The 26502-nt window shown below is 33.9% G+C and carries 20 protein-coding genes and 2 tRNA genes; 17 read left to right on the top strand and 5 right to left on the bottom strand.

Going from position 1 to position 26502, the window contains the following annotated elements; translation table 11 throughout:
- Positions 1-42: 42 nt before the first annotated feature.
- Genes V7719_RS05760 through V7719_RS05735 form a run of 6 tightly spaced genes read left to right on the top strand, consistent with a single transcriptional unit; the run spans position 43 to position 6028 of the window.
- Complete coding sequence (locus tag V7719_RS05760; protein ID WP_335728923.1) at positions 43-738, top strand: MotA/TolQ/ExbB proton channel family protein; 696 nt, start codon at positions 43-45, stop codon at positions 736-738.
- Positions 738-1130, top strand: coding sequence for an ExbD/TolR family protein (locus V7719_RS05755; RefSeq protein ID WP_335728922.1), 393 nt, complete (start codon positions 738-740; stop codon positions 1128-1130). The genes V7719_RS05760 and V7719_RS05755 overlap by 1 nt, the downstream gene beginning before the upstream one ends.
- Positions 1127-1972 (top strand): energy transducer TonB, encoded by an 846-nt coding sequence (locus tag V7719_RS05750; protein ID WP_335728921.1) that lies wholly within the window; start codon positions 1127-1129, stop codon positions 1970-1972. The genes V7719_RS05755 and V7719_RS05750 overlap by 4 nt, the downstream gene beginning before the upstream one ends.
- Entirely contained in the window at positions 1973-3190 is a 1218-nt protein-coding gene (locus V7719_RS05745; protein ID WP_335728920.1) for a bifunctional folylpolyglutamate synthase/dihydrofolate synthase, read from the top strand.
- A 42-nt stretch (positions 3191-3232) separates the two neighbouring features.
- Positions 3233-3526 carry a hypothetical protein gene (locus V7719_RS05740; protein ID WP_335728919.1) on the top strand — a complete coding sequence of 98 codons (294 nt, stop codon included), beginning with the start codon at positions 3233-3235 and terminating at the stop codon, positions 3524-3526.
- Between the two features lie 6 nt (positions 3527-3532).
- Positions 3533-6028 (top strand): Hsp70 family protein, encoded by a 2496-nt coding sequence (locus V7719_RS05735; RefSeq protein ID WP_335728918.1) that lies wholly within the window; start codon positions 3533-3535, stop codon positions 6026-6028.
- Here V7719_RS05735 and V7719_RS05730 read toward each other — a convergent pair.
- Both V7719_RS05730 and V7719_RS05725 read right to left on the bottom strand, forming a co-directional pair.
- Positions 6025-6243, bottom strand: coding sequence for a hypothetical protein (locus V7719_RS05730; protein WP_335728917.1), 219 nt, complete (start codon positions 6241-6243; stop codon positions 6025-6027). The two genes, V7719_RS05735 and V7719_RS05730, sit on opposite strands and share 4 nt — an antisense overlap.
- Positions 6244-6541: 298 nt before the next feature.
- The gene (locus V7719_RS05725) at positions 6542-7561 is read right to left on the bottom strand and encodes a hypothetical protein (protein ID WP_335728916.1); all 1020 of its coding nucleotides are present in this window, start codon (positions 7559-7561) and stop codon (positions 6542-6544) included.
- A gap of 159 nt (positions 7562-7720) precedes the next feature.
- On the opposite strand from V7719_RS05725, the gene V7719_RS05720 reads away from it, so the two are divergent.
- Together V7719_RS05720 and V7719_RS05715 are read left to right on the top strand one after the other, a co-directional pair.
- Positions 7721-7795, top strand: a tRNA-Val gene (locus V7719_RS05720).
- Between the two features lie 43 nt (positions 7796-7838).
- Positions 7839-7913: transfer RNA gene (locus V7719_RS05715), tRNA-Val, on the top strand.
- A 307-nt stretch (positions 7914-8220) separates the two neighbouring features.
- Here the strand turns inward: V7719_RS05715 and V7719_RS05710 are convergent.
- A complete protein-coding gene (locus V7719_RS05710) occupies positions 8221-9486 on the bottom strand; it encodes a UDP-N-acetylmuramoyl-tripeptide--D-alanyl-D-alanine ligase (protein ID WP_335728915.1) in 1266 nt (421 codons plus the stop codon).
- A gap of 67 nt (positions 9487-9553) precedes the next feature.
- Positions 9554-11236, bottom strand: coding sequence for a gliding motility lipoprotein GldJ (gene gldJ / locus V7719_RS05705; protein WP_335728914.1), 1683 nt, complete (start codon positions 11234-11236; stop codon positions 9554-9556).
- A 251-nt stretch (positions 11237-11487) separates the two neighbouring features.
- Here gldJ and porU point away from each other — a divergent pair, with 251 nt between their 5' ends.
- From porU to V7719_RS05670, 7 genes are all read left to right on the top strand, one after another.
- Positions 11488-15333 carry a type IX secretion system sortase PorU gene (gene porU, locus V7719_RS05700; RefSeq protein ID WP_335728913.1) on the top strand — a complete coding sequence of 1282 codons (3846 nt, stop codon included), beginning with the start codon at positions 11488-11490 and terminating at the stop codon, positions 15331-15333.
- A gap of 65 nt (positions 15334-15398) precedes the next feature.
- A complete protein-coding gene (gene porV / locus V7719_RS05695) occupies positions 15399-16628 on the top strand; it encodes a type IX secretion system outer membrane channel protein PorV (RefSeq protein ID WP_335728912.1) in 1230 nt (409 codons plus the stop codon).
- Between the two features lie 74 nt (positions 16629-16702).
- A complete protein-coding gene (gene cdd, locus V7719_RS05690) occupies positions 16703-17185 on the top strand; it encodes a cytidine deaminase (RefSeq protein ID WP_335728911.1) in 483 nt (160 codons plus the stop codon).
- A gap of 91 nt (positions 17186-17276) precedes the next feature.
- The gene (gene pdhA / locus V7719_RS05685; RefSeq protein WP_335728910.1) at positions 17277-18275 is read left to right on the top strand and encodes a pyruvate dehydrogenase (acetyl-transferring) E1 component subunit alpha; all 999 of its coding nucleotides are present in this window, start codon (positions 17277-17279) and stop codon (positions 18273-18275) included.
- A gap of 3 nt (positions 18276-18278) precedes the next feature.
- Positions 18279-19904, top strand: coding sequence for a 2-oxo acid dehydrogenase subunit E2 (locus V7719_RS05680; RefSeq protein WP_335728909.1), 1626 nt, complete (start codon positions 18279-18281; stop codon positions 19902-19904).
- Between the two features lie 135 nt (positions 19905-20039).
- Positions 20040-20990 carry a M28 family metallopeptidase gene (locus V7719_RS05675; RefSeq protein WP_335728908.1) on the top strand — a complete coding sequence of 317 codons (951 nt, stop codon included), beginning with the start codon at positions 20040-20042 and terminating at the stop codon, positions 20988-20990.
- On the top strand, positions 20980-21666 hold the full coding sequence (locus tag V7719_RS05670; protein ID WP_335728907.1) for an SDR family NAD(P)-dependent oxidoreductase: 687 nt from the start codon (positions 20980-20982) through the stop codon (positions 21664-21666). The genes V7719_RS05675 and V7719_RS05670 overlap by 11 nt, the downstream gene beginning before the upstream one ends.
- Positions 21667-21760: 94 nt before the next feature.
- Here the strand turns inward: V7719_RS05670 and V7719_RS05665 are convergent, their stop codons facing one another.
- Positions 21761-22594: a GNAT family N-acetyltransferase gene (locus V7719_RS05665; protein WP_335728906.1), complete on the bottom strand. Its 834-nt coding sequence runs from the start codon at positions 22592-22594 to the stop codon at positions 21761-21763.
- Between the two features lie 206 nt (positions 22595-22800).
- On the opposite strand from V7719_RS05665, the gene V7719_RS05660 reads away from it, so the two are divergent.
- Both V7719_RS05660 and yidC read left to right on the top strand, forming a co-directional pair.
- Positions 22801-24441, top strand: coding sequence for a CTP synthase (locus tag V7719_RS05660; protein WP_335728905.1), 1641 nt, complete (start codon positions 22801-22803; stop codon positions 24439-24441).
- A gap of 67 nt (positions 24442-24508) precedes the next feature.
- Positions 24509-26422: a membrane protein insertase YidC gene (gene yidC / locus V7719_RS05655; RefSeq protein WP_335728904.1), complete on the top strand. Its 1914-nt coding sequence runs from the start codon at positions 24509-24511 to the stop codon at positions 26420-26422.
- Positions 26423-26502 lie beyond the last annotated feature (80 nt).

Below are 26502 nucleotides of genomic sequence, written 5' to 3'. Positions count from 1 at the left end.
TCGTTATTACAATAGTTAAAATTAATTTACAATTTCACTAATATGATATTACAGAGTAATATTCAAGATGGAACAGACCTAATTACTGATCCAGAATCAACCGAAAAAACACTATCTATTATTGAACTTATAAGTAGTGGAGGCGTGGCTGGGCAAATAATTATTGCAGTTTTATTCGTTTTATTAGTTGCTGCTATTTACATTTATTTCGAACGCCTTTTTGCCATCAAAGCAGCATCACAAGTAGATTCTAATTTTATGAATCAAATCAAAGATCATGTAAGTAATGGTAAAATTGATTCGGCTCAAATGTTATGCGCACAAGTGAATTCACCAGTGTCAAGATTAATCAATAAAGGAATTACACGTATTGGTAAACCTTTAGAGGATATTAATACAGCTATCGAAAATGCAGGTCGTTTGGAAATATACGGATTAGAAAAAAACGTCAGTATTCTAGCTACAGTTTCTGGTGTAGCTCCAATGATTGGATTCTTAGGAACTGTAGTTGGAATGATTTTAGCAATTTTTGAACTCGCCAATGCAGGAGGTACAATACAAATGGATGTTCTGGCAAGTGGTTTATATACGGCGATGACTACAACCGTTGCAGGTCTTATTGTAGGTATTGTTGCTTATATGGCTTATAATCACTTAGTCGTTAAGACAGATAAAGTTGTGTACCAAATGGAGGCAAATTCGCTAGAATTTTTAGATCACTTAAACGAACCTATTTAATGAATTTAAGAGGAAGAAATAAAGTCACACCAGAGTTCAATATGTCGTCAATGACAGATATTGTATTCTTGTTATTGATCTTTTTTATGATAGCTTCTACTTTAGTCTCTGCGGAAGCAATAGATTTATTACTTCCAAAGTCGTCAAGTAAAACAACGCAAACAAAAAGTGTAGCAGTAAGCGTTAATAAAAAACACCAGTATTTTGTAGATAGTAAAATGGTAGCGAAAAGTATGTTAGAATCTGAAGTTTTAGCTAAGGTAGGAAGCTCCAGTTCACCAACAATAGTTATCCGATCAGATCAAGATGTAGAAATGAAACATGTAGTTTTTATTATGGATATTGCAAATAGAAATAAAATTAAATCTACACTGGCCGTTAAATCAGAATGAAATATTTAGAGAACAAACACGAACGTAATTCAGCAAAGATTACCGCATTAATTGTGGCCATCTTAATACTGCTGTTATTTGTGGTTGGACCTCCTTATATGGATCCACCAGAAGAATATGGCGTAGCCGTAAACTTTGGTAATTCTCCAGTTGGTTCGGGTAATATTCAGCCAACGAAGCCAATAAAATCTCAACCTACGGAAGAAATCGTTAAAGAAGAGACTAAAGCTCAACCTACAGAAACTTTAGAATCCAATAGTAAATCAGAAGATGTGTTAACTAGTGAATCTCCTGAAGCTATAGCCATAAAAAAAGCTAAAGAGGCCGAAGCTAAAGCAAAAGCAGAATCTGAACGTCAAGAGGCTATCAAAAAAGCTGAAGAAGCAGCGAAAGCAAAAGCAGAGCAAGACGCAAAAGATAAACTGGATGCACTTATTGGAGGTGTGAAAAACTCTGAAGGAACAGAAACTGGAGGTGAAGGTCCAGGAGATGATCCAGGTGATAAAGGTCAATTAAATGGTAACCCTTATGCGCCAAGTTATTTTGGTGACCCAGGAAGTGGTAATGGCGGAACAGGATACGGACTTAATGGAAGAGGAAATGCAACGTATTCTAAAGTGCTTCCCGACTGTCAAGAAGAAGGACGAGTTGTAGTAGAAATACATGTTAATCGTTCTGGTAAAGTTGTAAAAGCAATTCCAGGAAAAAGAGGAACTACAGGAGGATCATGCTTATATGAAGCCGCTAGAAAAACAGCACTTACTCATAAATGGCCTGCAGATTCTAATGCACCAGCAACACAAATCGGTTGGGTAAAAATCGACTTTAGCCTAGGGAATTAAATGAATTACCACGATACAGTCAACTGGATGTTTAAACAGTTACCTATGTATCAAAACCAAGGTAAAACAGCGTTTAAAGAAGACCTTAGCAATACACTACGTTTAGCAAATCATTTAAAGAATCCCCATCGTAATTTTAAGAGTATTCATGTTGCCGGAACCAATGGAAAAGGTTCTACAAGTCATATGCTAGCTTCAGTTTTGCAAGAGGCTGGCTATAAAGTTGGACTATATACGTCTCCGCATTTAAAAGATTTTAGAGAACGTATTAAAATCAATGGTAAGACCATCAGTAAACAATTTGTTATAGGGTTTATAAAACAGAATAAAACGTTCTTTGAAAAAGAACAATTATCTTTTTTTGAGATGACCGTAGGGATGGCTTTCGATTATTTTTCAAAAGAAAAGGTTGATATTGCTATTATTGAAGTTGGTCTTGGTGGTCGATTGGATTCTACAAATATCATCACTCCAGAACTCTCAGTGATAACTAACATTGGTTTTGATCATACACAGTTTTTAGGAACTACTTATAACGCTATTGCCAAAGAAAAAGCCGGAATTATAAAGTCTAATATTCCAGTAATTATTGGCGAAACTCAAAGTGAAACCAAAAAGGTATTTCTTGATGTTGCTAAAGCTAATACTTCTAATATTTACTTTGCTGATCAACTTATCAATACATCTTATTCAAGTGATTTAAAAGGAAGTTATCAAATCCATAATATCAAAACAGCGGTTCAAACTTTAAAAATCCTTAATGAAAAAGGATTTCAGATTTCTGAAGCACATATAAAAGTAGGATTGAAAAAAGTCACTGAAAACACAGGATTAAAAGGCCGTTGGCAAGTGCTTCAAATAGACCCAAAAGTGATTTGTGATACTGCTCATAACAAAGAGGGGTTGACTTATATTGTAGAACAGTTTAAGACCGAAACCTATAATCAACTTCATATCGTTTTTGGTGTTGTAAATGATAAGGATATTGATTCTATTCTTCCAGTGTTGCCAAAGGATGCCATATACTATTTTTGTAAACCCAATGCACCAAGAGGATTGGAACCTGAAATTCTGCAATCTCATTTTATTAATAATGGATTCAAAGGGGAAATCTACCTATCGGTTTCAGATGCCTTAGATGAAGCTAAAGTCAAGGCAAGCGTAAAGGATTTAATTTACGTTGGTGGTAGTACATTTGTTGTAGCCGAAATCGTATAGCTTGTAAATATTCGTATATTTAATCTTCAATTAATTATTAAAATGATAGAGATTATCAACCAAGTGTTTGCCCTGGATTTAAAACTTAAAAAGGAGAATAACGACAGCTTAAATCGGTATATAGATCGTATTTGTCACGAATTTGAAGCTATGGGATTTCAAATTGTAAATCCTATAGGTCAGGCCTACCGTAATGAAATGACAGATGTCGAAGCCAATATTTTGGGAGATTTAAACCGGAAATCTAAAATCACTAAGGTGTTGAAACCTGTGATATATAAAGTTGAAAACAATGAAACCAGACTCCTTCAAAAAGGAATTGTAATCGTAGAATAGCTTGGAATGAAAACTATAAACTTTGCTATAGATTTAGGGACTACTAATAGTCTCATTGCTAAATATAACGACGGAACTATTAAGATTTATAATAATCCGTTAGGTTTAAAGCAAACCTTGCCATCTTGTATCGCTTTCCGAGGAAATAGAACCGTTATTGGTGACAAAGCGCTTGATTATTTGGAAAAGGATGCCGAAAATATCTGCATGCTCTTTAAACGAAAAATGGGAACGCAAGACAGCTATTATGTGCCAGCAATTGATAAAGAATTATCTCCAATTGAATTGTCTTCCCTAATTCTGAAAGAACTCAAAAACTTTGTTAATGACGAAGAAGTGATGAATTCTGTGGTGATTACTATTCCAGCATCATTTGATACCATACAATCTAATGCAACTAAGAAGGCGGGTTATATGGCAGGTTTTAAGGAGGTTGTTTTATTGCAAGAACCTATTGCTGCTTGTTTAGCATTTGCCAATACTTCAAATTTGGAAGTTACAGAAAAGGAAAATTGGATTGTATACGATTTTGGTGGAGGCACCTTTGATGTTGCTTTAGTGGAAGTTAATGATCGTGAGTTAAAGGTCACCGATAATCTTGGCGATAATTATTTTGGTGGAGCCGATTTTGATAGTCTCATTGTAGAGCATTTAATTGTTCCATTTATAGAAGAGAAATTATCATTAACTAAATTTTGGAAAGATTTGAAATCTAAAACTTCAGATTTTAAAGGACTGTATTTTGAATTACTGAAAATCGCTGAAGAAGCTAAAAAGGAACTCTCACATTATGAAGAAACCGAAATCGAATTAGATATCGATATTAATGGTGAGAATTTCTATGAGCAATTTCTCATAAAACGCGAGCAGTTTGAAGATTTGATTTCCTCAAGGGTTGAGGAAACCATTACGTTTATTCAAGATGTGATAAAAAACAACCAATTGCTCACCTCCCAAATTGAGCGAGTGGTTTTGATTGGTGGAAGTACTTACGTTCCTTTGATTAAAAGACGAATTTCTGAAGCTATAGGTGTAGAAGTCAATTCGAGTATTGATCCAACGTCGGCTGTGGTTCTTGGCGCTGCATACTACGCGGGTTCAAAACCAGCGACTGTTTCCGAACAAAAAAATATGGAAAGCGAAACTCTTGAAGAAAACAGTATTGATTTTAAGTTGTTTTATGAACAAAACACGAGAGATTTAGAAGAATTAATAACGGGTAAGGTGAATTCTGGTAGTGCTCATAGTTTTAGAATTATGCGTAAAGATGGCGGTTATGATTCTGGAGTCAAGCAGTTGGATGATCGCTCGTTTTCAGAGTTTGTGCCGTTGTTGGAAGGACGCTTAAACCTGTTTAAAATTCAGATTTTAAGTTCTGACTTAGATGTCATGAAGGTTATCGATTCGGTTGCTATAAATCAAGGAAGTTATAACGTACAAGGGCAACCCTTACCTAACGATATTTGTATGGAAGTTGATGATTTGGATGCATCTGCTACAAGACTCGAAAAGGTGTTTGGAAAAGGGAGTATCCTTCCGTTGAAAAAGAAAATATACAAAACGGCGTCTAAAACGATTTTAAAACAATCAGAGTCTAATTTGATTATCAATATTATCGAAGGGAAATCTAAAGGTTTGCCAAGTTCTGGTTTGAGTATTGGGTATATTGAAATCTCTGGAAAAGATCTAGAAGAGGATCTTATTAAAGGTACAGATATCGAAATTGAGGTTGAAGTCACCGAGTCTCGTGATTTAAAGATTAATGTCTTTTTACAAAGCTGTGATCAGGAGTTTAAGAATGTATTTAGCGAATCGGAAAGATCTATAAGCGTCCATAAAATCAATATGGAAATTAATACCATTTTAGGTGATGTTGAAACATTGATACGAGAACATAATTCTGAAGAAAATTTTGAATATTCCCATCAATTGGAAACGATTCGAGTTGGATTGATAGAAACACAAATTGCAGCTACACTTATCAATGATGATGATATTTCTGATGCGAAATTTCAGTTGGATGATAAAAAGCGAAAACTCATTCAGGATTTTGAAGATTTAACTCGTAATAAATTAATAGCTCAAGAAATTGAAGAGTATAATGACGCCAAATCCAATTTAGAGTATCATTTGAATAAGGAGGAAAATGAACATTTTCAGGATAAATATGCGAGAATCATTAAAAATGAGCATGAGGTTATTAACTCTGGAAATAAATATTTGATACGTTCTAAAATCAAAGAACTTGATGAATTACATGACTCTATAATACAATCAAGTGATGAAAATTTTATCACTTACTTCTTACATATGAAGTTTGTTACTGAATTTTCTAATCAGCATAAAGCTGAAAAATTAATCAAACAAGGAGACGAAGCTCTTGATAAGAAAGATTACAAGGCGTTGCGCTATATTGTTTACGGATTATCTGCGTTATTGCCTGACTATGAAAAGGAAAAACAGAGAAATTTTAAAGACGATAGCAGGACTGGTTTAGGTTAATTGTTCCTGTAATTTCTATTGTAATAAGCAGTGTATAAGGCATTAATTCTAATCCTATAGATATTCAAATTTTTAGCGACAATACGTTCTTTTCGGGTTGTATCAATAATCACTTTATTTGAAGAACTGCTATTGATTCTACTAATTTCATCTTTAAAGGGATAAATGGTGATTTCTTTTTTCTTTGCAATATCTAAGCTTCCAACTCGAAACATATTCGTAAGGTCTGTATCGTTTCTAAAGTGTGAGAATCTGCCGGATACAAAGTCCTTTCCAGTATAGAATACTAACGAATCGTCGTTTACAATTTCGATAGATAGTTTTTTATTTTTCGGAATGAAAATAGATTCGTCAATGCCTTGTTTTAATCTAAAAACAATTAAGTCTTGCTGACTTCTGTTATCTATTTTGAGGTACGAATTGTTGTTACTACTTGTTGTATTAGGAATCTCATTAAACGTTTTAGGATAAGGATTTGAAAAGGGATCGAGTACTTTTATGTAGCCTTCCTGACTATCTTTTCGTTCGACTTTCCGTTTTAGGGTATAAATGAATTTTAGAGCCTTCTAAACTATCAACTATTCTTTGAAATGTGTCGTTGTATTCAATACTAGAATCTCCAGATCTAATAAAGTCGTAGTCACTGCTGCTACTGTTATTTGAACTTTTGCTAATCCAGAATATCACTCTTATCACAATCATTACAATCACAAAAATACTCCAGCCACTAAAACCAGAACCTGTTTTTCTGCTAGAACGTGGAGAATAGGAGTACTGCCTTGCAATATCTGCATTAGACTCAAACATTTGCTTTAAAAAGACATTTGAAGTATCCAGAATAGCGAATGCTACCATTGTTTTGGCAGTAAATTTAAATTCTTGATTGTCAGTGTTTCTGCGTTTCGCATTATAAATATCAATGACCTCTGAGTTGAGTTCTTGCATTTCATCATTAAAGCAATCTGGATATTCATTCAGGCAGTTAATAAATATCTTGTTAGTAATGAACGCTATAAGGGATTCTTTGTTTTTTAAACGGCCTTCCCTAAGGTAGACGGTTGCATAATTTAATCGTGCTTTAAAGAAATTAATGATGAGTTGGTTGATTTCTTCGGAAAACAAATAATTATGAGTTAATACTTTTAGCAACAATACATACTTGCCTTTACTTAATGTATCTGATAAGAATACTTTTAAATTTTCCTTTAAAAAAGGTGTTAGGAAATAGTTGAGATTGTCGAGATTATTAGTTTGGGATTCATCAACGGTAATCTCACTTTGTTTCATAGATTGAAGATCTCCAGAAATAAGTTGCTTTAACCATTTATGTTTCTCAACAAAAACATGACATTGTCTTGTGTTCTCATCTTTGAGTTTTTCAATTAAGCTAGAAACTTCACCCAAATTATTGGCGTCTCCCAACATAGCTTTGGCTTTGAGCTGCTTTTGTAATTTGATGATGCCATTAGAATCGATACGAGATAATTCTTCTATATCAATGCCTAATTGGTCAATAAATGAGATGTATTTCAAAGTAAAATGTTATAAGACCTAAAAATATTAAAATAAATTTGATCACTACTATTAACCTTATTTTTTCGGGAGTTATTGACTTTAGAAAATTATTTTATTTTTTTTTAAAAAATCTTTTGGTAATTAAAAATCTAGACTATATTTGCAGTCCAATAATTAGGGCAATTAGCTCAGTTGGTTCAGAGCACCTCGTTTACACCGAGGGGGTCGGGGGTTCGAATCCCTCATTGCCCACAAAAGTCCGCAGCAATGTGGACTTTTTTGATTTTATTACTAAGGGTCATTAACTCAGTTGGTTTAGAGTGTTACCTTGACAGGGTAGAAGTCACTGGTTCGAATCCAGTATGACCCACATCAAGCAGAAAATCTACATGAAAGTGTAGATTTTTTTATTAAAGTAAATCCAAAGCACAGCTTTGAGAATTTACTTTAATAAAAAAAGTAAAATCGCACTAGCGATTTAGATTTTCTATTTGCAGAAGGGGGTTTATTCTGGAATAACGCAGTTAATCCAGAAGCATAGATTAAATCCAAAGCACAGCTTTGAGAATTTACTTTAATAAAAAAAGTAAAATCGCACTAGCGATTTAGATTTTCTATTTGCAGAAGGGATTCTATTCTGGAACACGCAGTTGATCTAAAAGACGTATCTCAATAAATTATAACAAATCCAACACACGTTCTAAAGCCATTCCTCTAGAACCTTTAATTAAGAACATAGAATTTACAAACTCAAAGTTTTCAAAATTGTTTTTTAAATCTTCGAAAGATTTGAAATAAGAAATACCATCGTATTTGTTTTTTGTATCATAGAAGTTTTCGCCTACAAGGATGGATTGTTCTAATTTTATTGAATTTACGTAGTCTGCAATGCTTTGATGTTCTGTATTGGTTTCACTTCCCAATTCAAACATATCTCCAAGAATGACGACTTTATTATGGTTAAGAAGTTGGTCAAAGTTAGATAGGGCTGCAATCATGCTTGTTGGATTAGCATTGTACGCATCTAAAATAATTTGATGTCCTTTTCTCTCAACAATTTGTGAACGATTATTATTTGGAATGTAGTTCGAAATGGCACTCACAATATCTTCAGTAGTGACATTAAAATGCTCGCCAATAGCAATCGCAACACAGACATTATTGTAGTTGTAAATACCTGTAAGATGGGTTTTTATGGTTTGGTTTTTATATTCTAAAGAAATATAAGGTTGGGATTTTAGTAATTTTGTTTGTGAGCCAAATTTGACGGTATTATTGTAATCACCGATTTGCTTAATTTGAAGCTCATCATTTTGATTTATGAAAATGACTTTTTCGTTGGCTTTTAAATAATCATATATTTCTGATTTGCCTTTGATAACGCCTTCTATGCTCCCAAAACCTTCAAGATGTGCTTTTCCGAAGTTAGTAATAAGTCCAAAATCGGGAAGTACAATATTAGATAGAGATTCGATTTCCTTTTGATGATTTGCTCCCATTTCTACAATACCTATTTCAGTATGTTTGGTCATACTTAATAAGGTTAATGGCACACCTATATGATTATTAAGGTTTCCTTTTGTTGCTGTTGTATTGTGCTTTTTGGATAGAACGGCATTTATAAGTTCTTTAGTTGTTGTTTTGCCATTACTACCAGTTAATGAAATAATTGGTATATGTAATGTCTTACGATGATATGTGGCTAGGTCTTGTAATGTTTTTAAAACATCATCAACCATTATACAATTGTTGTCCTGCGCAACTTCTTTCTCATCAATGATGGCATATTTTGCGCCTTTTTTTAAGGATTCTAAAGCAAATTTATTCCCATTAAAATTATCCCCCTTGAGGGCAAAAAACATACAATTAGTACTGATTTTTCTTGTATCTGTACAAATGGTATCGCACTCTAAAAAATGTTTATAAATAGTTTCTATTTTCATAAACTAAATGTAAAAAAAAAAGTCCTAATCAAATTGACTAGGACTTTAAATTTATTTCAAAAAAATATTAGTTTCTTTTCTTAGTCCCTTGAGCCTTAGAACCAACTCTAGACATTGCACATCTAAATCCGATATAGTCTGTGGCCATATCTTGTGGGAAATATCTACGTTGTGCTGGATCTAGCCAATATGCTCTATCTCTCCATGAACCACCTTTGTAAACTCTAACTTCATCATTAATAAGAGACGTTCTTTGGTTAGAAGTGTCATATTCTTTAAGTAAAGCTCCGGTTGAGTCTTTTTGTACATTATGCTTTGGAGAGTTATACATTTTGCTCGTCATGTTATTACTTTCTTCATCATTGTCTTCGTCAAAGTTATCAGCATATAGACGTGATGATCTTGCATCACCATCTCTAAAGTTTATGTTATCACTCTTATCAAAGTTAGTTCTTAAATACGTTTCATTTTCGTCTACACCAACTTGTAAGATTTCTCCGGGTAAGTTTCTTGCAACGACTTGCCCGTTACTTAATGTGTCAAAAACAATTTCGTCTGGAGCTACTATTTTAACTGTACCATCCTCATTGATTGCGTTTTTTGTATAAACATTACCTCTATAGTAGTTGAAATCATTAAATTCATCATCAACAATAGGTCGGTAAACATCTGCTACCCATTCGGCAACATTACCAGCCATATCATATAGACCATAATCATTTGCCGCGTATGACATTACTGAAGCAGTAATATCTGCGCCATCGTCAGACCAACCTGCGATACCACCATAATCACCTTTTCCTTGTTTGAAGTTTGCTAATTGATCACCTCTAGTTTTACGATTTCCAGAACGTGTGTATTGTCCATCCCATGGATATTTTTTACGTCCTCTATAAACATTAAAGCTTCTTAATTCACTTAAACCAAGTGCAGCATATTCCCACTCAGCTTCTGTAGGTAATCTATAGTCTGGTGAAATAAGACCAGATTCTCTTCTGGCATATGTGTTAATTGTATCACCAGCAGCAGTTGTTTGAACTCTACGTCTTGATTTTTGAGGATTAATTATAGAATCATTTCCTCCATAAGTTTGTGTTGGAGCATTAATGTAAGTGTCTACATTGAAATTACTATCAGCTGCAGATGTTAAATGAGAATCTCTTTCAAGATATCCTGCATTTTGTAAATCCATCTCTGCAACTCTATCGGTTCTCCAGTTTGCAAATTCAACTGCTTGAATCCAACTTACTCCAACAACTGGATAATCACCATAGCCAGGATGGCGTAAGTAATTTTCAGTCATCATTTCAGCATAACCTAAACGGTTTCTCCATACTAATGTATCTGGAAGTGCACCTTCATAAATTAATCTATAGTTTTCTTCTTCAGGTGGATAAGTTCTCTTTATCCAATCAAGATATTCGGTATACATTTTATTAGTAACCTCACTTTCATCCATATAGAATGATTGAATGTGTTGTTGATTAGGAGAGTTGTTCCAATCGTGCATAACATCATCCTGAACTTTCCCCATGGTAAAAGTACCACCTTCAATAAAAACTAAACCAGGTCCAGTTTCTTGTTCTTGGAATTTGTCATTATATTGAAAACCACCATTTTTATCATTGATTTTCCATCCTGTTGCTCTAGAAGTGTTACTAGAAGAAGAGTTTCTGCTACAGCTAACAATTGTTAAAGATACCACTAGGGCTAATAATATCCTTAGATTTAAGACGTTTTTCATATCCATACTTTTTAAGTAAGCTAATTAAATTTTAGAGACGCAATATAGTAATTAAAGGTACACTAACAACATTTTTTAGGAAAATCATGCAAAAAAAGTTGCATTTCAACCTCTTTTTCGCACACAATAACGGACTTTTGGTCGGTTTATCGATGTATTTTGTCTTTAATAACGAATGGATAAATCAATTATTGTTGTAATTTTGAATAAAAAATTGAAACTAAATAATATCACGATCTTTAAGACGTTATTTTACTATGAAAAAATATTTACTGTTACCTTTATTTATAATTTCATTTTTTAGTTATTCCCAACAAAAACAATTTAATGTTAATTGGGAAGGAGTGACTACTTTAGAAACTACTACTTCTAAAATTCAAGTTCCTAGTTTTGAAAAGAAACATTTTGGCTTTTCATATGAAAAAGGACTTTCATTTTATTCTCAATGGGAAGAATCTGCTTATATCAATGAGAACTCGGTTAGCTTGTCACAAGTATCATATTCAAATGTAAATGTATTTGAACTAAAAGATTTGCCACTTGAAACCATTCCAAAGACACCAAAGGTTATTCTTAGAAATGCAATTGAACGTTCTAATGTTTCTGCATATATGGAGATTACACCAATAATTAATGATAGAGGTGTTTATAAAAAAATCACATCTTTTACTATTAATTACGAATATGGTAATTTGAGTAGAAATGGTCAAAATACTCAAGAAATAACAAATTCCATATTAAGTACAGGTTCATGGCATAAGTTTTATGTCGATAAATCTGGAGTTTTTAGATTGAGTAAGAGCTTTTTAAATTCCATAGGTGTAAATACCAATGTCGATCCTAGAGCAATAAAACTCTTTGGAAATGGAGGAGCGATGCTACCAAAGCCAAATGATGAGTTTTATCCTATTGACCTTACAGAAAATGCCATAAGATTTGTTGGTGAAGAAGATGGTGTATTTAATGATAACGATTATATTTTATTTTATGCCGAAGGACCTACAGAGTATGATCAAGATAGTGATACAAATATTAATCTCTATACGGATAAGTCGTATTACTTCATAAACGCTGAAGGCACATTTGGTAAACGTGTTGAGCCACTGGTTGAGCCTGAAGGAGGGGTTACAATTGAAGTGAATACCTTTCAAGATTATCAATTTCATGAAGTGGATGAAAATAACCTGGCAAAGATAGGACGTCGATGGTTTGGTGAGCGTTTTGATATCGAAAATGAAAAAAGTTTCAACTTTAGCTTTCCAAATATTGTAACCACGGAGCCAGCAAAAATCAGAGTTCTTGCTGCAGGAGTTAGCGAATCTATGCCAACCAATATGCAGGTATTGTTAAATGGAGGTTTGGTGAATACAATGGGTTTTAATCCTGTAGAAGATCCAATCCTTGCCTTTGCCAATATCTATGATAATGTTGTGGATTTAACAGCTTCAGATGTTACTGTTGATCTTATTTATAATAATGGTGGTAACCCATCAGCATTTGGTTATTTAGACTTTATATCTATTGAAGCTACTAGAGAATTAACATTTGATGGGAATCAAATCATTTTTAAGAATACCGATGTGGCATTAACACCTGGTATTGCTGAATATACAATTGGTAATACAAGTAATGTTCAAGAGATTTGGGATATCACAGATAAGTACAATGTAAAATCTTTAGTCAACAGTGACCAAAGTCAGATCATTACCTTCAAGGACGTTGCTGGCACTAATAAAAAATACCTTACCGTTACAAGTTCAGATTATTTTCAACCGTCTAGAGATGCAAATACTAGTGTTAGTAATCAAAATATAAAAGGGACGATTTTTCTAAATGAACAAGGTGAGTTTCAAGATGTAGATTATATCATTGTGGCTAGAAAAAATTATTTATCGCAAGCAGAGAGACTTGCTCAAATTAATAGAGATAAATATTTTATTAATGTTAAAGTCGTTTTACTTGAAGACATTTATACAGAGTTTAGTTCTGGTAATGCTGATATTTCTGCAATAAGAAATATGGTGAAATATGTATATAACAATGCAAGTATACCGAGTAAACGTATTAAGTATTTATGCTTGTTTGGTGATGCGTCATATGATTTTAAAGATAGAATCTCTAATAACACAAACATCATCCCTATATGGAACTCTAAAGAGAGTTTTAGTTTGACATCATCTTTTATTTCAGATGATTTTTATGGATTAATGGATGAAAACGAAGGCTTAGTTGTGTCTTCTCAAGAGCGATTAGATGTAGCCGTTGGAAGAATGCTTGTAGATACGCCTCAGCGTGCTAAAGAAATGGTAGACAAGGTTGAAGGCTATTACGCAGAAGAGGCTTTTGGTAGTTGGAGAAATAATTTTATTGTTGTCTCAGACGACGTAGATCAACAATGGGAGAAAATATTACAGAATACTACAGATGCTATTGGAAATGAAGTCACAGGTGAAAAACCTTTTATCAACGTTGTTAAGATTCATACAGATTCGTATCAACAACAATCAACAGCCAGCGGAGAACGTTACCCATCAGTTAACAAGGCTTTAAAAGATGCCATGGAAGTAGGAGCGTTAGTCGTGAATTATTTCGGTCATGGAGGTGAAGATGGTTTAGCGGGCGAACGTATTTTTACTAAGATTGATGCTCAAGATATCAGGAATGTATGCAAATTTAATTTGTTTGTTACAATAACCTGCGAGTATACTAAGTTTGATAATCCACAGCGACGGACAGCTGGCGAGTTTACCTATTGGAATAAAGAAGGAGGATCGATTGCCTTGGTCACCACTACACGACAAATTTTTGTGACTTCAGGCGTCTCCTATAATGAGATTTTTGAAAAATATTTATTTAACTACGGCTCAAACGACTATCCAAGTATGGCTGAGGCTTTAAGATTAACTAAAAATGATCCAGCGCTTTCTGGAAACCCACAAAAACCCTTAGTGTTTTTTATTGGTGATCCAGCAATGAAACTAGCTTTTGCGAGACCTGAAGTTAGATTGACTAAGATTAATGATATTGATATAAGCATTCAAAGTCAACCGTTAAAAGCATTAGATAGAGTAAAAATGACTGGAGAAGTTTATGATACTTCGGGGAATTTTTTATCCAATTATAATGGTGTACTAACAGCTACTGTTTTTGATAAAGAAATTGATAGACAAACTCTAGGAAATAATGGTGTTAGTGATGGTGGAGAGTTAATTGTTTTAGATTTTAAAACGCTAGGCGAAACCATATTTAAAGGACAAGCTACTGTTACTGAAGGTAGATTTGAATTCGAATTTATTGTGCCAAGAGATATAGGTATTCCGATAGGTCCTGGTAAGGTTAGTTTTTATGCAAAACAAGATAATATTCTAGATGACAAATCGGGTTATAGTTTTGATATTCAAGTTGGAGGTATTAATGAAAATGCTGAAGAAGATAATATAGGACCTGTTGTCAATCTTTTTATGAATGACGAAAATTTCGTTTCTGGAGGTATTACAAATGAACAACCTACATTATTGGCTAAACTTCAAGATAATAATGGAATTAATACAGCAAGTGGAATTGGTCACGATATCGTTGCCATATTAGATGGAGACGAAACCAACCCATTTATATTAAATGATTATTATCAAGCAAATGTTGACGATTTCCAAAATGGAAAACTAAGCTACCCCTTTAGAGAATTAGAACCAGGATTACATACATTATCACTTAAAGCTTGGGATGTTTATAATAATTCGTCAATAGCAGAAATTGAATTTATTGTCAGAGATAAGGATGAAGAATTGGTTATTACTAATGTTTTAAACTATCCAAATCCATTTATAGATTATACAGAATTTTGGTTTAATCACAATAGTTCTGATGCTTTAGACGTTTCAGTACAAATATTTACAGTATCAGGTAAATTGGTAAGAACATTAAACGGTCAAACCAACGGGGGAAGTAAAGTGTCAAGCTCACTTTCTAAAGATATTGTTTGGGATGGAAGAGACGATTTTGGTGATAAAATAGGAAAAGGTGTCTATATTTATAAACTAAAAGTAAGATCTAACAGTTTAAATAAACAAGTTGAAAAAATTGAAAAACTTGTGATACTCTAATAAAGAATTATATTTGCCTAATATATTTATTGTAGAAATACACTGATATGAACATGAATTTACATATGAAAAAATACATTTTAGCCCTTATTACTCTTACTGTATATAATACATCTAATGCTCAAGAGACTATAACATTTCCAAATCAATCAACAGTAATAACAACTGGAGTTCCGTTTATGCTTATTGCGCCAGATGCGCGTTCAGCAGGTATGGGAGATATAGGAGTCGCTACTTCAGTCGATGCGTATTCTCAACAATGGAATCCTGCCAAATATACATTCTCTGAAGCAAAATCAGGTATCGCAGTAAGTTATACCCCTTACTTAAGTAAGCTAGTTAATGATATTTCTATCGCTTACCTAACATACTTTAATAGAATAGATGATAGAAGTTCTTTTGGGTTTAGTTTTAAATACTTTGGTTTAGGAGAAATAGAAATTCGTCCAGATGAATTTTCAGAACCATTAATAGAAAAGCCAAATGAGTTTACAGTAGATGCTTCGTATTCCTTACGATTAGCAGAGCAGTTTTCTATGGCCGTTTCTTTAAGATACTTGCGTTCAGATTTAAGAATCCAAGCGGTTGATGCCAATGCTAGTGCTGCAGGTTCTTTTGGTGTAGATATTTCAGGATTTTATCAAAGTGAAGAAGAAGCATACAATACCTTTAATGGTAGAACACGTTTTGGTTTTGCTATTCAAAACTTAGGTCCGAGAATTAAGTATGATGATGGAGGAAGAGAAAATTTCTTGCCAACAAACTTAAGAATTGGTGCTGGTTTTGATTTTATATTTGATGAGTATAATACATTAGCTGTAACTGCGGAAATAACCAAGCTTTTAGTGCCAACACCACCATTATTTGGTTTTGTTGATACCAATGGTGATGGCGAGCAAACGGTTGATGATACGAGTACAACAGATATAGATGAAAGTGAACCAACAATTATTACTGGAGGAGAATCTAATGATGTGAGTTTCCTTTCAGGTGTTTTCCAATCTTTTGGAGATGCTCCAGGAGGTTTTAGCGAAGAGTTAAAAGAATTTACTTGGGCTTTAGGTGCAGAATACCTTTACCAAGATTCATTTGCCTTTAGAGCTGGTTACTTTAATGAAAGTGACGAGAAAGGTGCAAGAAAGTTTTTCGCTTTAGGTGCAGGATTTAAATACACAACAATTAATATTGACTTGTCTTATTTGTTTTCAGCATCAAAGGTTCAAAGCCCTTTAGAAAATACATTGCGTTTTTCTCTAACGTTTAATTTTGGTGATGGAGAATATGATGAATATTAATCGCAAACATAATTCAAATAAAAAAACTATTGTTTCTCAAAAGCAATAGTTTTTTTGTCTAAAATCAGTTCAAAATGAAAGAAGTAAAAATTGAATCTACACTTTTTATTTATGAATCTATAGATGAGCTATCATTAGATATTCAATCTCTTATGGAGCAGGCCATAGAAGCAAGAAAAAATGCTTATGCGCCTTATTCAAATTTTCATGTGGGAGCAGCTTTACTTTTAGATAATGGAGAAGTTATAATTGGAAGTAACCAAGAAAACGCATCCTATCCTTCAGGATTATGTGCAGAAAGAACTGCGATTTATTATGCTGGCGCCAAATTTCCTGAGGCAAAAGTTGTGAAAATGGCAATTACTGCAGCATCGCAAAACCAAAGTACAAATACACCAATACCTCCTTGTGGAGCTTGTAGACAAGCAATTGCTGAATATGAGGTCAAACAAGAGTCACCTATTGAGATTTATTTTATGGGTGAGATTGGTAAAGTGGCAAAATCTAATTCGTTAGCTAATCTACTACCTTTCGTTTTTGATAAATCTGTACTATAACGTTTTCGGTAAAAATTTTACAATTTACAGTCTTTTTTATTACTAACTAAAGTGTTACTTTTGTTATTCGTTTATTTAATAGCGCAACCAAATGCAAAAAATCACAAAAGAAGTTTACCTTAAATGGTATGAAGACATGTATTTCTGGAGAAAGTTTGAAGACAAGCTTGCTGCAGTTTATATTCAGCAAAAAGTAAGAGGATTTCTTCACCTATATAACGGTCAAGAAGCCGTATTGGCAGGAGCACTTCACGCCATGGATTTGACTAAGGATAAAATGATTACTGCTTATAGAAATCATGTGCAGCCTATTGGTATGGGAGTGGATCCTAAACGTGTCATGGCAGAATTGTATGGAAAAGCTACAGGGACTTCTCAAGGTCTTGGTGGATCGATGCATATATTTTCTAAAGAACATCGCTTTTTTGGTGGTCATGGAATTGTTGGTGGACAGATTCCATTAGGGGCAGGACTTGCTTTTGGTGATAAATACCACGGAAATGACGCCGTAACCCTTTGTTGTTTTGGTGATGGTGCAGCTCGTCAAGGATCACTTCATGAAACTTTTAATCTAGCAATGCTTTGGAAGTTACCAGTGGTTTTCGTTTGTGAAAATAATGGTTATGCTATGGGGACTTCTGTCGAGCGTACTGCGAACCATACCGATATTTGGAAACTTGGTTTAGGTTATGAAATGCCTTCTGGTCCAGTTGATGGAATGAATCCTATAAAGGTTGCTGAAGCATTTGATGAAGCTATACAGAGAGCAAGACGTGGTGAAGGACCAACATTCTTAGAATTAAAGACATATCGTTACAGAGGACATTCAATGTCTGATGCACAACATTATAGAACGAAAGATGAAGTTCTAGAATACAAAAAAATAGATCCTATTACTCAGGTTAAGGATATTCTTCTAGAAAAGAAATATGCTACTGAAGATGAAATTAAAGTAATAGATAAACGTGTTAAGGCATTAGTTTCAGAATGTGAGAAGTTTGCTGAAGAATCTCCATACCCTGAAAAGAACGTCATGTATGATGTCGTTTACGAACAAGAAGATTATCCATTTATACAACACAAAATATAAGCTATGGCAGAAGTAATTAACATGCCGCGTTTGAGCGATACGATGGAAGAAGGAACAGTCGCTACTTGGTTGAAAAAAGTAGGTGACAAGATTGAAGAAGGAGATATATTAGCTGAAATCGAAACAGATAAGGCGACTATGGAATTTGAATCCTTTAATGAAGGAACTTTACTCCATATTGGTATTCAAGAAGGAGAAACTGCAAAAGTAGACTCTTTGTTGGCAATCATAGGAGACGAGGGTGAAGATATTTCTGGATTATTGAATGGAGGTGCTGAAGTTGAAAAATCTGATGCCATTCCTGAAGGGGAAGCTGTTAAGGTAGATATTTCAGATGTTGATTTTGTACCGGCTTCTAATGAAGAATTACCAGAAGGTGTAATCGTTGTAACTATGCCGCGTTTAAGTGATACCATGGAGGAAGGAACTGTCGCGACTTGGTTGAAAAAAGTAGGTGAACAAGTAGAGGAAGGCGATATTTTGGCTGAAATTGAAACAGATAAGGCAACAATGGAGTTTGAATCGTTTCAATCTGGTACCTTATTACATATCGGTTTAAGCGAAGGCGAATCTGCAAAAGTAGATGCATTATTAGCGATTATTGGTCCTGCAGGAACAGATGTTTCAGGGATTGCTAAAAACTTTAAAGCAGGAGCCTCAGTTTCCGAAGTGAAAAAAGAAGAAGCACCAATACGAGAAACTAAAGCTGTTGAAGCACCAAAAGCAGAAGCAAAGAAAGAAACACCAACGATTTCAACTAACAATACGTCTAATAACGGAAGAATATATATCTCTCCTTTAGCTAAGAAAATGGCCGAAGAGAAAGGTGTCAATTTATCTCAAGTCAATGGATCTGGTGAAAACGGACGAATCATAAAACGCGATATCGAGAACTTTACACCTGCAGCTCAATCGGCTTCAGTAGGTAAATTTGTGCCCACTGGTCAAGAAGATTTTGATGAGGTTGCTAATTCAAATATGCGAAAAGCGATTGCTAAAAATTTAGCGAAATCTAAATTTACTGCACCACATTATTACTTAAATGTGGAATTTGACATGGAGAACGCAATGGCGTTTAGAGTACAATATAACTCGCTTCCAGATACGAAAATCTCATATAACGATATGATTGTTAAAGCATGTGCTCTCGCATTGAAAGCGCATCCACAAGTGAATTCGCAATGGTTTGATGATAAAATGCGATTAAATAATCATGTCCATATAGGTGTTGCTGTAGCAGTTCAAGACGGATTGTTAGTTCCTGTGGTTCGTTTTGCAAATGAGCAAAGTTTACCTCAGATTGGAGCGGCCGTAAAAGAGTATGCTGGAAAAGCAAGAAACAAGAAGCTGAGCTTAGACGAAATGGAAGGGAGTACTTTTACGATTTCAAATTTAGGAATGTTTGGTATTGAAAGCTTTACATCGATTATCAATCAGCCAAATTCTGCGATCTTATCTGTCGGAGCTATCGTTGCAAAACCTGTAGTTAAAGATGGAAAAGTTGTTGCTGGACATACAATGAAATTAACATTGGCTTGTGACCATAGAACAGTAGATGGTGCAACAGGATCTGAATTTTTACAAACATTAAAAGGATATATTGAAAATCCTGTAACGATGCTTGTTTAACTAATATAAGATCTGTCATTCTGCATGCTTCTACTGAACGAAGTCGAAGTATAACGCGGAATCTAATATATTAAAAACCTGATTTGATTTTTTTCAAGTCAGGTTTTTTATCTTTAAACACAAATAATAGCATTAATGAAAAAAGGTATTCCATTATTTATTCTACTACTCATTGTTAGTTGTAAATCTTCAGTAAAAACAGAATCTAAACCCATTACGATTACGAGTGCCGAAGTTAAAAGTGTAGTCACTTATTTGGCTTCAGATCAACTTCAAGGCCGTAATGCAGGAAGCGAAGGCATTGAAAATGCCGCAACCTATATTGAGAATCAATTAAAGTCTTATGGTGTAAAAGCATACTATGACACCTATAGAGATGATTTTAAAATAGGTGAAACGGATGCCTTCAATGTTATAGGATTTATTGAAGGAACAGATAAAAATCTCAAGGACGAGGTTATCATTTTAGGAGCACATTATGACCATATTGGTCAAGTTAAAACGGTCGAAGGTGATTCTATAGCTAATGGTGCTAATGATAATGCAGCAGGAACGAGTGCTGTTTTGGCAATGGCTAAATATTTTGCGGCTAAAAAGAATAACAAGCGTAGTATCATGTTTGCCTTATTTTCTGCCGAAGAAATGGGCTTGTTAGGATCTAAGCATTTAGCCGAACGATTAAAATCAGAAAACCTTAACTTATACACCATGATTAATTTTGAAATGATAGGTGTGCCATTTAAGGATCGCGATTATGAAGCCTTTGTTTCTGGTTATGATTTATCTAATATGGCTGCCAAAATGAACGAATATGTTGGCAGTAATTTAATTGGCTATTCTGAAGTGTCTAAAAAATATAGTTTGTTTAAACGTTCAGATAACTACCCTTTTTATGAGCAGTTCAAATTGCCTTGCCAAACTGTTTCTTCTTGCGATTTAACCAATTTTGATTTTTATCATCACGTAGATGACGAAATTGATAAGCTAGATTTTGAGTTTATGGCTAAATTAATCAATAAGGTGATTCCTGCGATTGAAAAAATGAGTAATACAGAGTCTAAAGAAATCGTGATGTATGAAGAGTAAAAATATAATCATTACAGGTACTAGTAGAGGTATTGGTTTTGAATTGGTTCATTTGTTTGCCGATCAAGGTCATAATGTATTGGCATTATCTAGAAATGCGAAACCAGTGAGTAATTTAAAGTTTGATAATATTTCGTCTTTTGCTTTTGATTTATGCGAAGCCGATGATTACAAAAAAGTGGAGCAGTTTATTGAAAATGAATTTAAGCATGTCGATATATTAATCAATAATGCTGGACTTTTGCTCAATAAGCCATTTGCCGAAACTACGTTTAAAGACTTTGCTAAAGTCTATGAAACTAACGTATTTGGTGTTTCTGAAATGACACGTATTGTATTACCTTATATGAAAAATGATAGTCATGTCGTAACTATTAGTTCGATGGGAGGTATACAGGGCAGTATGAAATTTTCGGGATTAGCAGCTTACAGTTCTAGTAAAGGTGCGGTGATTACGTTGACTGAGTTATTAGCTGAAGAATACAAAGAAACAGGGCCGCAATTTAATGTGCTGGCTTTAGGAGCTGTACAAACCGAAATGCTCAAAGAGGCTTTTCCTGATTATCAAGCACCAACAACGGCTTTAAAAATGGCAAAGTACATTCAAGACTTTGCACTCAACGGAAATAAATATTACAACGGAAAAGTGTTACAGGTGTCTAATTCTACACCGTAGAATTTGCATAACATTCTGCATTATTAAATAGAACAAACCATATTGATAAATGTAGAGTACGAGTAATACTATTTCAAGGTATTACTCATACTTCTTACAGTGCTATTTTCATCTCAAATTGAGTTAGGAACGTTTCTAACCTTAAATGTTTTAGAAACGAATTAGTTTGCAAATCATCGCCATCAACATTAATAAGAGATACACTTTTGCCTTTTGAAACATGGTTGAATAAGGTGGATCCAATGTCCTGATTGCGATATAATTTATGGACAGCAAATTGGTTGATTCTATTGCTTTCGTGATTATAAATGATATAAGCTACTAGGACGTTATTTAAATACGCTACGGTTATTTCTAATGTATTGGAAAGAATATTTATGGTTTCTGGTTGATTTTGCCAAGTTGGTTTCCAATCCCAGAAAGACTTAATTAAGTTCCAGTTAATCGTGTCAATTTTTTTAAAACTAAGTTGTTGGTTTATTTGATTTGTTTGTGGAATCCCTTTATAACATGGAAGATGCCGTGTGATTTCAAACCCAATACTTTTATAAATTGGTATTGCTGTTTGATTGTTTGAAATCACCTCAAGGATGCCTTGTTGGAATTTTTTATTCTGAAGTAAAGGCAAACAGAACACATACATTCTTTTGGTTAGTTTTTGTCCTCTTGCTTTTGGTATGACTCCTGTTCCAGCATTGTAAAATGTTTTAATTCCATCAAGTTCTCTCTTGCCATGAAGAATAAATCCAACCAATTTTCCGCCATTAAATGCTCCAACGGAAATGGATAAGTCAATGTCTTCAGAGATCATTTTATGTTTTAGCTGTTCAAAGTTTAGTTTAATGGTTACGAAATAATCAGAAAACGATAAATTAAAAGTATCTAATAGTTCATTTAATTTTACGTGCTCTAACGTCGTTATTTTCATTTGACAGGGTTTGTTTTAATGCTGAAGCCTATTTTCTAAGCCATATTTCATATCTGATGTTAAACTAATTTCGACTATTTTTTTAATAATCACAAGTTAAATATCGTTTAGATATCTATGATTTTTACTGTTAATAATTAAACCCGAAATCTATACAACAATAACTATTTAAATTTTGTAAATTTGCCTGCGTTTAACAGCGCAACATGACAACTACTACTAAATACATATTTGTAACTGGAGGAGTAACATCCTCACTTGGAAAAGGCATCATTGCTGCATCTCTAGCAAAACTGCTCCAAGCCCAAGGTTATAGAGCAACTATTCAAAAATTAGACCCTTACATTAATGTTGATCCAGGTACTTTAAATCCGTATGAGCATGGTGAATGTTATGTCACAGATGATGGTGCAGAAACCGATTTAGATTTAGGTCACTACGAGCGCTTTTTAAATGTACCAACAAGTCAGTCAAATAATGTCACGACGGGTCGTATTTATCAAAGCGTTATTGACAAGGAACGTCGTGGTGAGTTTTTAGGAAAAACAGTTCAAGTCATTCCTCATATTACAGATGAAATTAAACATCGTGTTCAAATCCTAGGAAAGTCGGGCGATTACGATATCGTTATTACCGAAATAGGAGGAACTGTTGGTGATATTGAGTCTTTACCTTATGTTGAAGCGGTTCGTCAATTAAAATGGGAATTGGGTGAAAGCAATGCTATTGTGATTCACTTAACTTTAATCCCTTACTTATCTGCTGCAGGTGAATTAAAAACAAAGCCAACACAACACAGTGTCAAAACCTTAATGGAAAGTGGTGTCATGGCAGACATCTTGGTATGTCGTACAGAGCATGAGTTACCACAAGAATTACGTGATAAGCTCGCTAAATTCTGTAATGTGCGTCCTGAAGCTGTGATACAATCTATTGATGCCTCCACAATTTATGATGTGCCTAATTTGATGTTAGAAGAAGGTCTTGATAAAGTCGTATTAAGTAAGTTGGCATTAAAGAGTACACAACCAGATTTAACGCAATGGAATCAATTTTTATCGCGTCATAAAAACCCTAAAGGTGAAGTCATTATCGGGCTCATTGGAAAGTATGTAGAGCTTCAAGATTCGTACAAATCGATATTGGAATCTTTTATTCATGCAGGAGCAGAGAATGAAGTTAAGGTGAAAGTAGAGTCTATACATTCTGAATATCTAACGGAAAACAATGCTTCAGAAAAATTAAAACATTTACATGGTGTTTTGGTTGCTCCAGGATTTGGAGAACGTGGCATTGAAGGTAAAATAGAAGCGGTAAAATATGTTAGAGAAAACAATATTCCGTTTTTAGGCATTTGTTTAGGAATGCAAATGGCAGTTATAGAATACTCAAGAAATGTATTGGGATTAAGCGATGCTAATTCTACCGAAATGGATAAAAACACATCAAATCCGGTTATTGATTTAATGGAATCACAAAAAACGATTACAGATAAAGGAGGTACAATGCGTCTTGGTGCTTGGGATTGTGAGTTGATAGATGACAGTATTTCAAAAAAGGTATATCAAACTAGTACGATAAAAGAACGTCATAGACATCGTTACGAGTTTAATAATAAATACAAGCAGCAAATAGAAGCCGCAGGAATGAAAGCCACAGGATTAAATCCAGAAACTGGTTTGGTAGAGATTATAGAAATCCCGACCCACAATTGGTTTGTAGGTGTGCAATATCACCCAGAATATAAGAGTACAGTTTCGAATCCACATCCACTTTTTGTGTCCTTCGTAAGAGCTGCTTTAAATTTCAAAACAAATAACAATAGTGTCAGTATGGCACAAAATTAATATTGGATAGCTTTTTGATAAAAACTATGCATCAACTCCTAACCAATCGGAGAACTAATTAATACACATGGAAGAAAAAAAATTCGACTTAAAATCGATAATAGGATTTGTTCTTATTTTCGCAATATTACTCTTTATGATGTGGAAAAATCAACCCACACCAGAAGAGTTAGCTGAACAGGAAAAACAAGAACAGCTTGAAGCTGATAAAAAAGCTGAAACTGTTGAAAATAAAGAAGAAACTAAAGTCACAACTGCTGAAGATTTTTCAGCACCAAAACCTGGTGATTCTTTAAAACAAGTAGATTTAAAAAATAGATTAGGTGCTTTTGCGTATTCATCTACCTTGCCATCAGCAACAGATACTTATACAACTGTTCAGACTGATGTTCTAGATTTGAAATTCAGTAATAAAGGTGGATTCCTTTCCGAAGTGATACTGAAAGAATTTGTGGATTACGATTCTATTCCTATTGCTTTAATCCAAGATGGAAATGCAGCATTTAATATGACGCTTCCAACTACAGATAACAGAATTCTAACTACTGAAGATAAATATTTCCAACCAACAGTCACTAAAAATGGTGAAAACACGGTTGTATCTATGAAATTCAAAGCGTCAGAATCTCAGTTTTTAGAATATCGCTATGAGTTAAAACCTGATGAATACATGATTGATTTTTCAATTCGTTCTCAAGGGTTGAATACACTTGTTAATAGTTCTCAGGAGATCAATTTTGATTGGAAACTTAAAGCATTTCGTCATGATGAGAGTATCACTTATGAAAATCGTTATACACGATTAACGTATATGTACGACGGTGATAAGATTGATAAATTGGCTCAAGCTGGAGAAGATGAAGAGTTAATTGAAAATGCACGTTGGTTGTCTTACAGACAACACTTTTTTAGTTCTATTCTCGTTGCAGATCAGCCATTTAAAAAGGCAACTATAGCTACAAGGGATTTGGTTCAAGATGAAGAGATTGATACTGTTTTCACCAAAGAGTTTTCGTCTAAATTACCTGTGGTTTTTGCAAATGGAGAAGCCGATAATAATTTTAAATTATACTTTGGCCCAACAGATAGTAAAGTTTTAAAACAATACGATCACAATCTAGAAGAAAGTATTCCATTTGGTTGGGGGATTTTTGGATGGATTAATAAGCATTTGTTTATTCCTTTATTTAGTTTTTTGAGTGGATTCTTACCCTATGGTATCTCTATTATTGTAATGACAGTTTTAATTAAACTTTTAATGTCATTTGTTCAATACAAACAGTTTTTATCGCAAGCCAAAATGCGAGTTTTAAAACCAGAGTTAGATGCGATTAAAGAGAAGCATAAGGATAACAAAATGAAGGCGCAACAAGAAACAATGGCACTTCAGAATAAAGCTGGTGCAAGCCCATTAGCTGGATGTCTACCTGGTTTAATTCAATTGCCAGTATTTTATGCCTTGTTTATGTTTTTTCCAACGGCTTTTGCGTTACGTCAAAAGAGTTTCCTTTGGGCAGATGATTTATCATCTTTTGATTCTATTTATGATTTTCCTGGAGGATTTAGTATTCCAATGTATGGAGATCACGTGAGTTTGTTTCCAATTTTGGCAGCGATTGCAATTTTCTTTTATATGAAGATGACTACCGGTCAGCAAATGGCATCGCAGCCAACACAAGAAGGTATGCCAGATATGGGTAAAATGATGAAGTATATGATTTACTTCTCACCAATACTGATGTTAGTTTTCTTTAATCAATATGCTTCAGGATTAAGTTTATATTACTTTATCTCAAACTTAATTAGTATAGGTATTATGTTAGTTATTAAAAACTACATTTTAGATGAAGATAAGATTCATGCTCAAATACAGGTCAATAAAACGAAACCTAAGAAGCAGAATAAATTTCAGAAGAAAATGTCAAATATGATGGAGCAGGCAGAGCAACAAAAGCAAACACAACAAAAAAGAAAGAAGTAATTAGCTTCCTGTTATATATAAAAAGAGCCTTTAGAATTTCTAAAGGCTCTTTTATTTAATTACATCAAAATTTACATTAT

This window comes from Psychroserpens sp. (assembly GCF_036960315.1).
Lineage (GTDB): Bacteria > Bacteroidota > Bacteroidia > Flavobacteriales > Flavobacteriaceae > Psychroserpens.
Note: the sequence above shows the minus strand (reverse complement) of the source record. Positions and strands in the feature narration are given on the sequence as shown.

Bases quoted from the DNA above. Each gene is read 5' to 3' on its own strand.
- V7719_RS05760 (WP_335728923.1), top strand. From the start codon at position 43: ATGATATTACAGAGTAATATTCAAGATGGAACAGACCTAATTACTGAT.
- V7719_RS05755 (WP_335728922.1), top strand. From the start codon at position 738: ATGAATTTAAGAGGAAGAAATAAAGTCACACCAGAGTTCAATATGTCG.
- V7719_RS05750 (WP_335728921.1), top strand. From the start codon at position 1,127: ATGAAATATTTAGAGAACAAACACGAACGTAATTCAGCAAAGATTACC.
- V7719_RS05745 (WP_335728920.1), top strand. From the start codon at position 1,973: ATGAATTACCACGATACAGTCAACTGGATGTTTAAACAGTTACCTATG.
- V7719_RS05740 (WP_335728919.1), top strand. From the start codon at position 3,233: ATGATAGAGATTATCAACCAAGTGTTTGCCCTGGATTTAAAACTTAAA.
- V7719_RS05735 (WP_335728918.1), top strand. From the start codon at position 3,533: ATGAAAACTATAAACTTTGCTATAGATTTAGGGACTACTAATAGTCTC.
- V7719_RS05730 (WP_335728917.1), bottom strand. From the start codon at position 6,243: ATGTTTCGAGTTGGAAGCTTAGATATTGCAAAGAAAAAAGAAATCACC.
- V7719_RS05710 (WP_335728915.1), bottom strand. From the start codon at position 9,486: ATGAAAATAGAAACTATTTATAAACATTTTTTAGAGTGCGATACCATT.
- gldJ (WP_335728914.1), bottom strand. From the start codon at position 11,236: ATGGATATGAAAAACGTCTTAAATCTAAGGATATTATTAGCCCTAGTG.
- porU (WP_335728913.1), top strand. From the start codon at position 11,488: ATGAAAAAATATTTACTGTTACCTTTATTTATAATTTCATTTTTTAGT.
- porV (WP_335728912.1), top strand. From the start codon at position 15,399: ATGAAAAAATACATTTTAGCCCTTATTACTCTTACTGTATATAATACA.
- cdd (WP_335728911.1), top strand. From the start codon at position 16,703: ATGAAAGAAGTAAAAATTGAATCTACACTTTTTATTTATGAATCTATA.
- pdhA (WP_335728910.1), top strand. From the start codon at position 17,277: ATGCAAAAAATCACAAAAGAAGTTTACCTTAAATGGTATGAAGACATG.
- V7719_RS05680 (WP_335728909.1), top strand. From the start codon at position 18,279: ATGGCAGAAGTAATTAACATGCCGCGTTTGAGCGATACGATGGAAGAA.
- V7719_RS05675 (WP_335728908.1), top strand. From the start codon at position 20,040: ATGAAAAAAGGTATTCCATTATTTATTCTACTACTCATTGTTAGTTGT.
- V7719_RS05670 (WP_335728907.1), top strand. From the start codon at position 20,980: ATGAAGAGTAAAAATATAATCATTACAGGTACTAGTAGAGGTATTGGT.
- V7719_RS05665 (WP_335728906.1), bottom strand. From the start codon at position 22,594: ATGAAAATAACGACGTTAGAGCACGTAAAATTAAATGAACTATTAGAT.
- V7719_RS05660 (WP_335728905.1), top strand. From the start codon at position 22,801: ATGACAACTACTACTAAATACATATTTGTAACTGGAGGAGTAACATCC.
- yidC (WP_335728904.1), top strand. From the start codon at position 24,509: ATGGAAGAAAAAAAATTCGACTTAAAATCGATAATAGGATTTGTTCTT.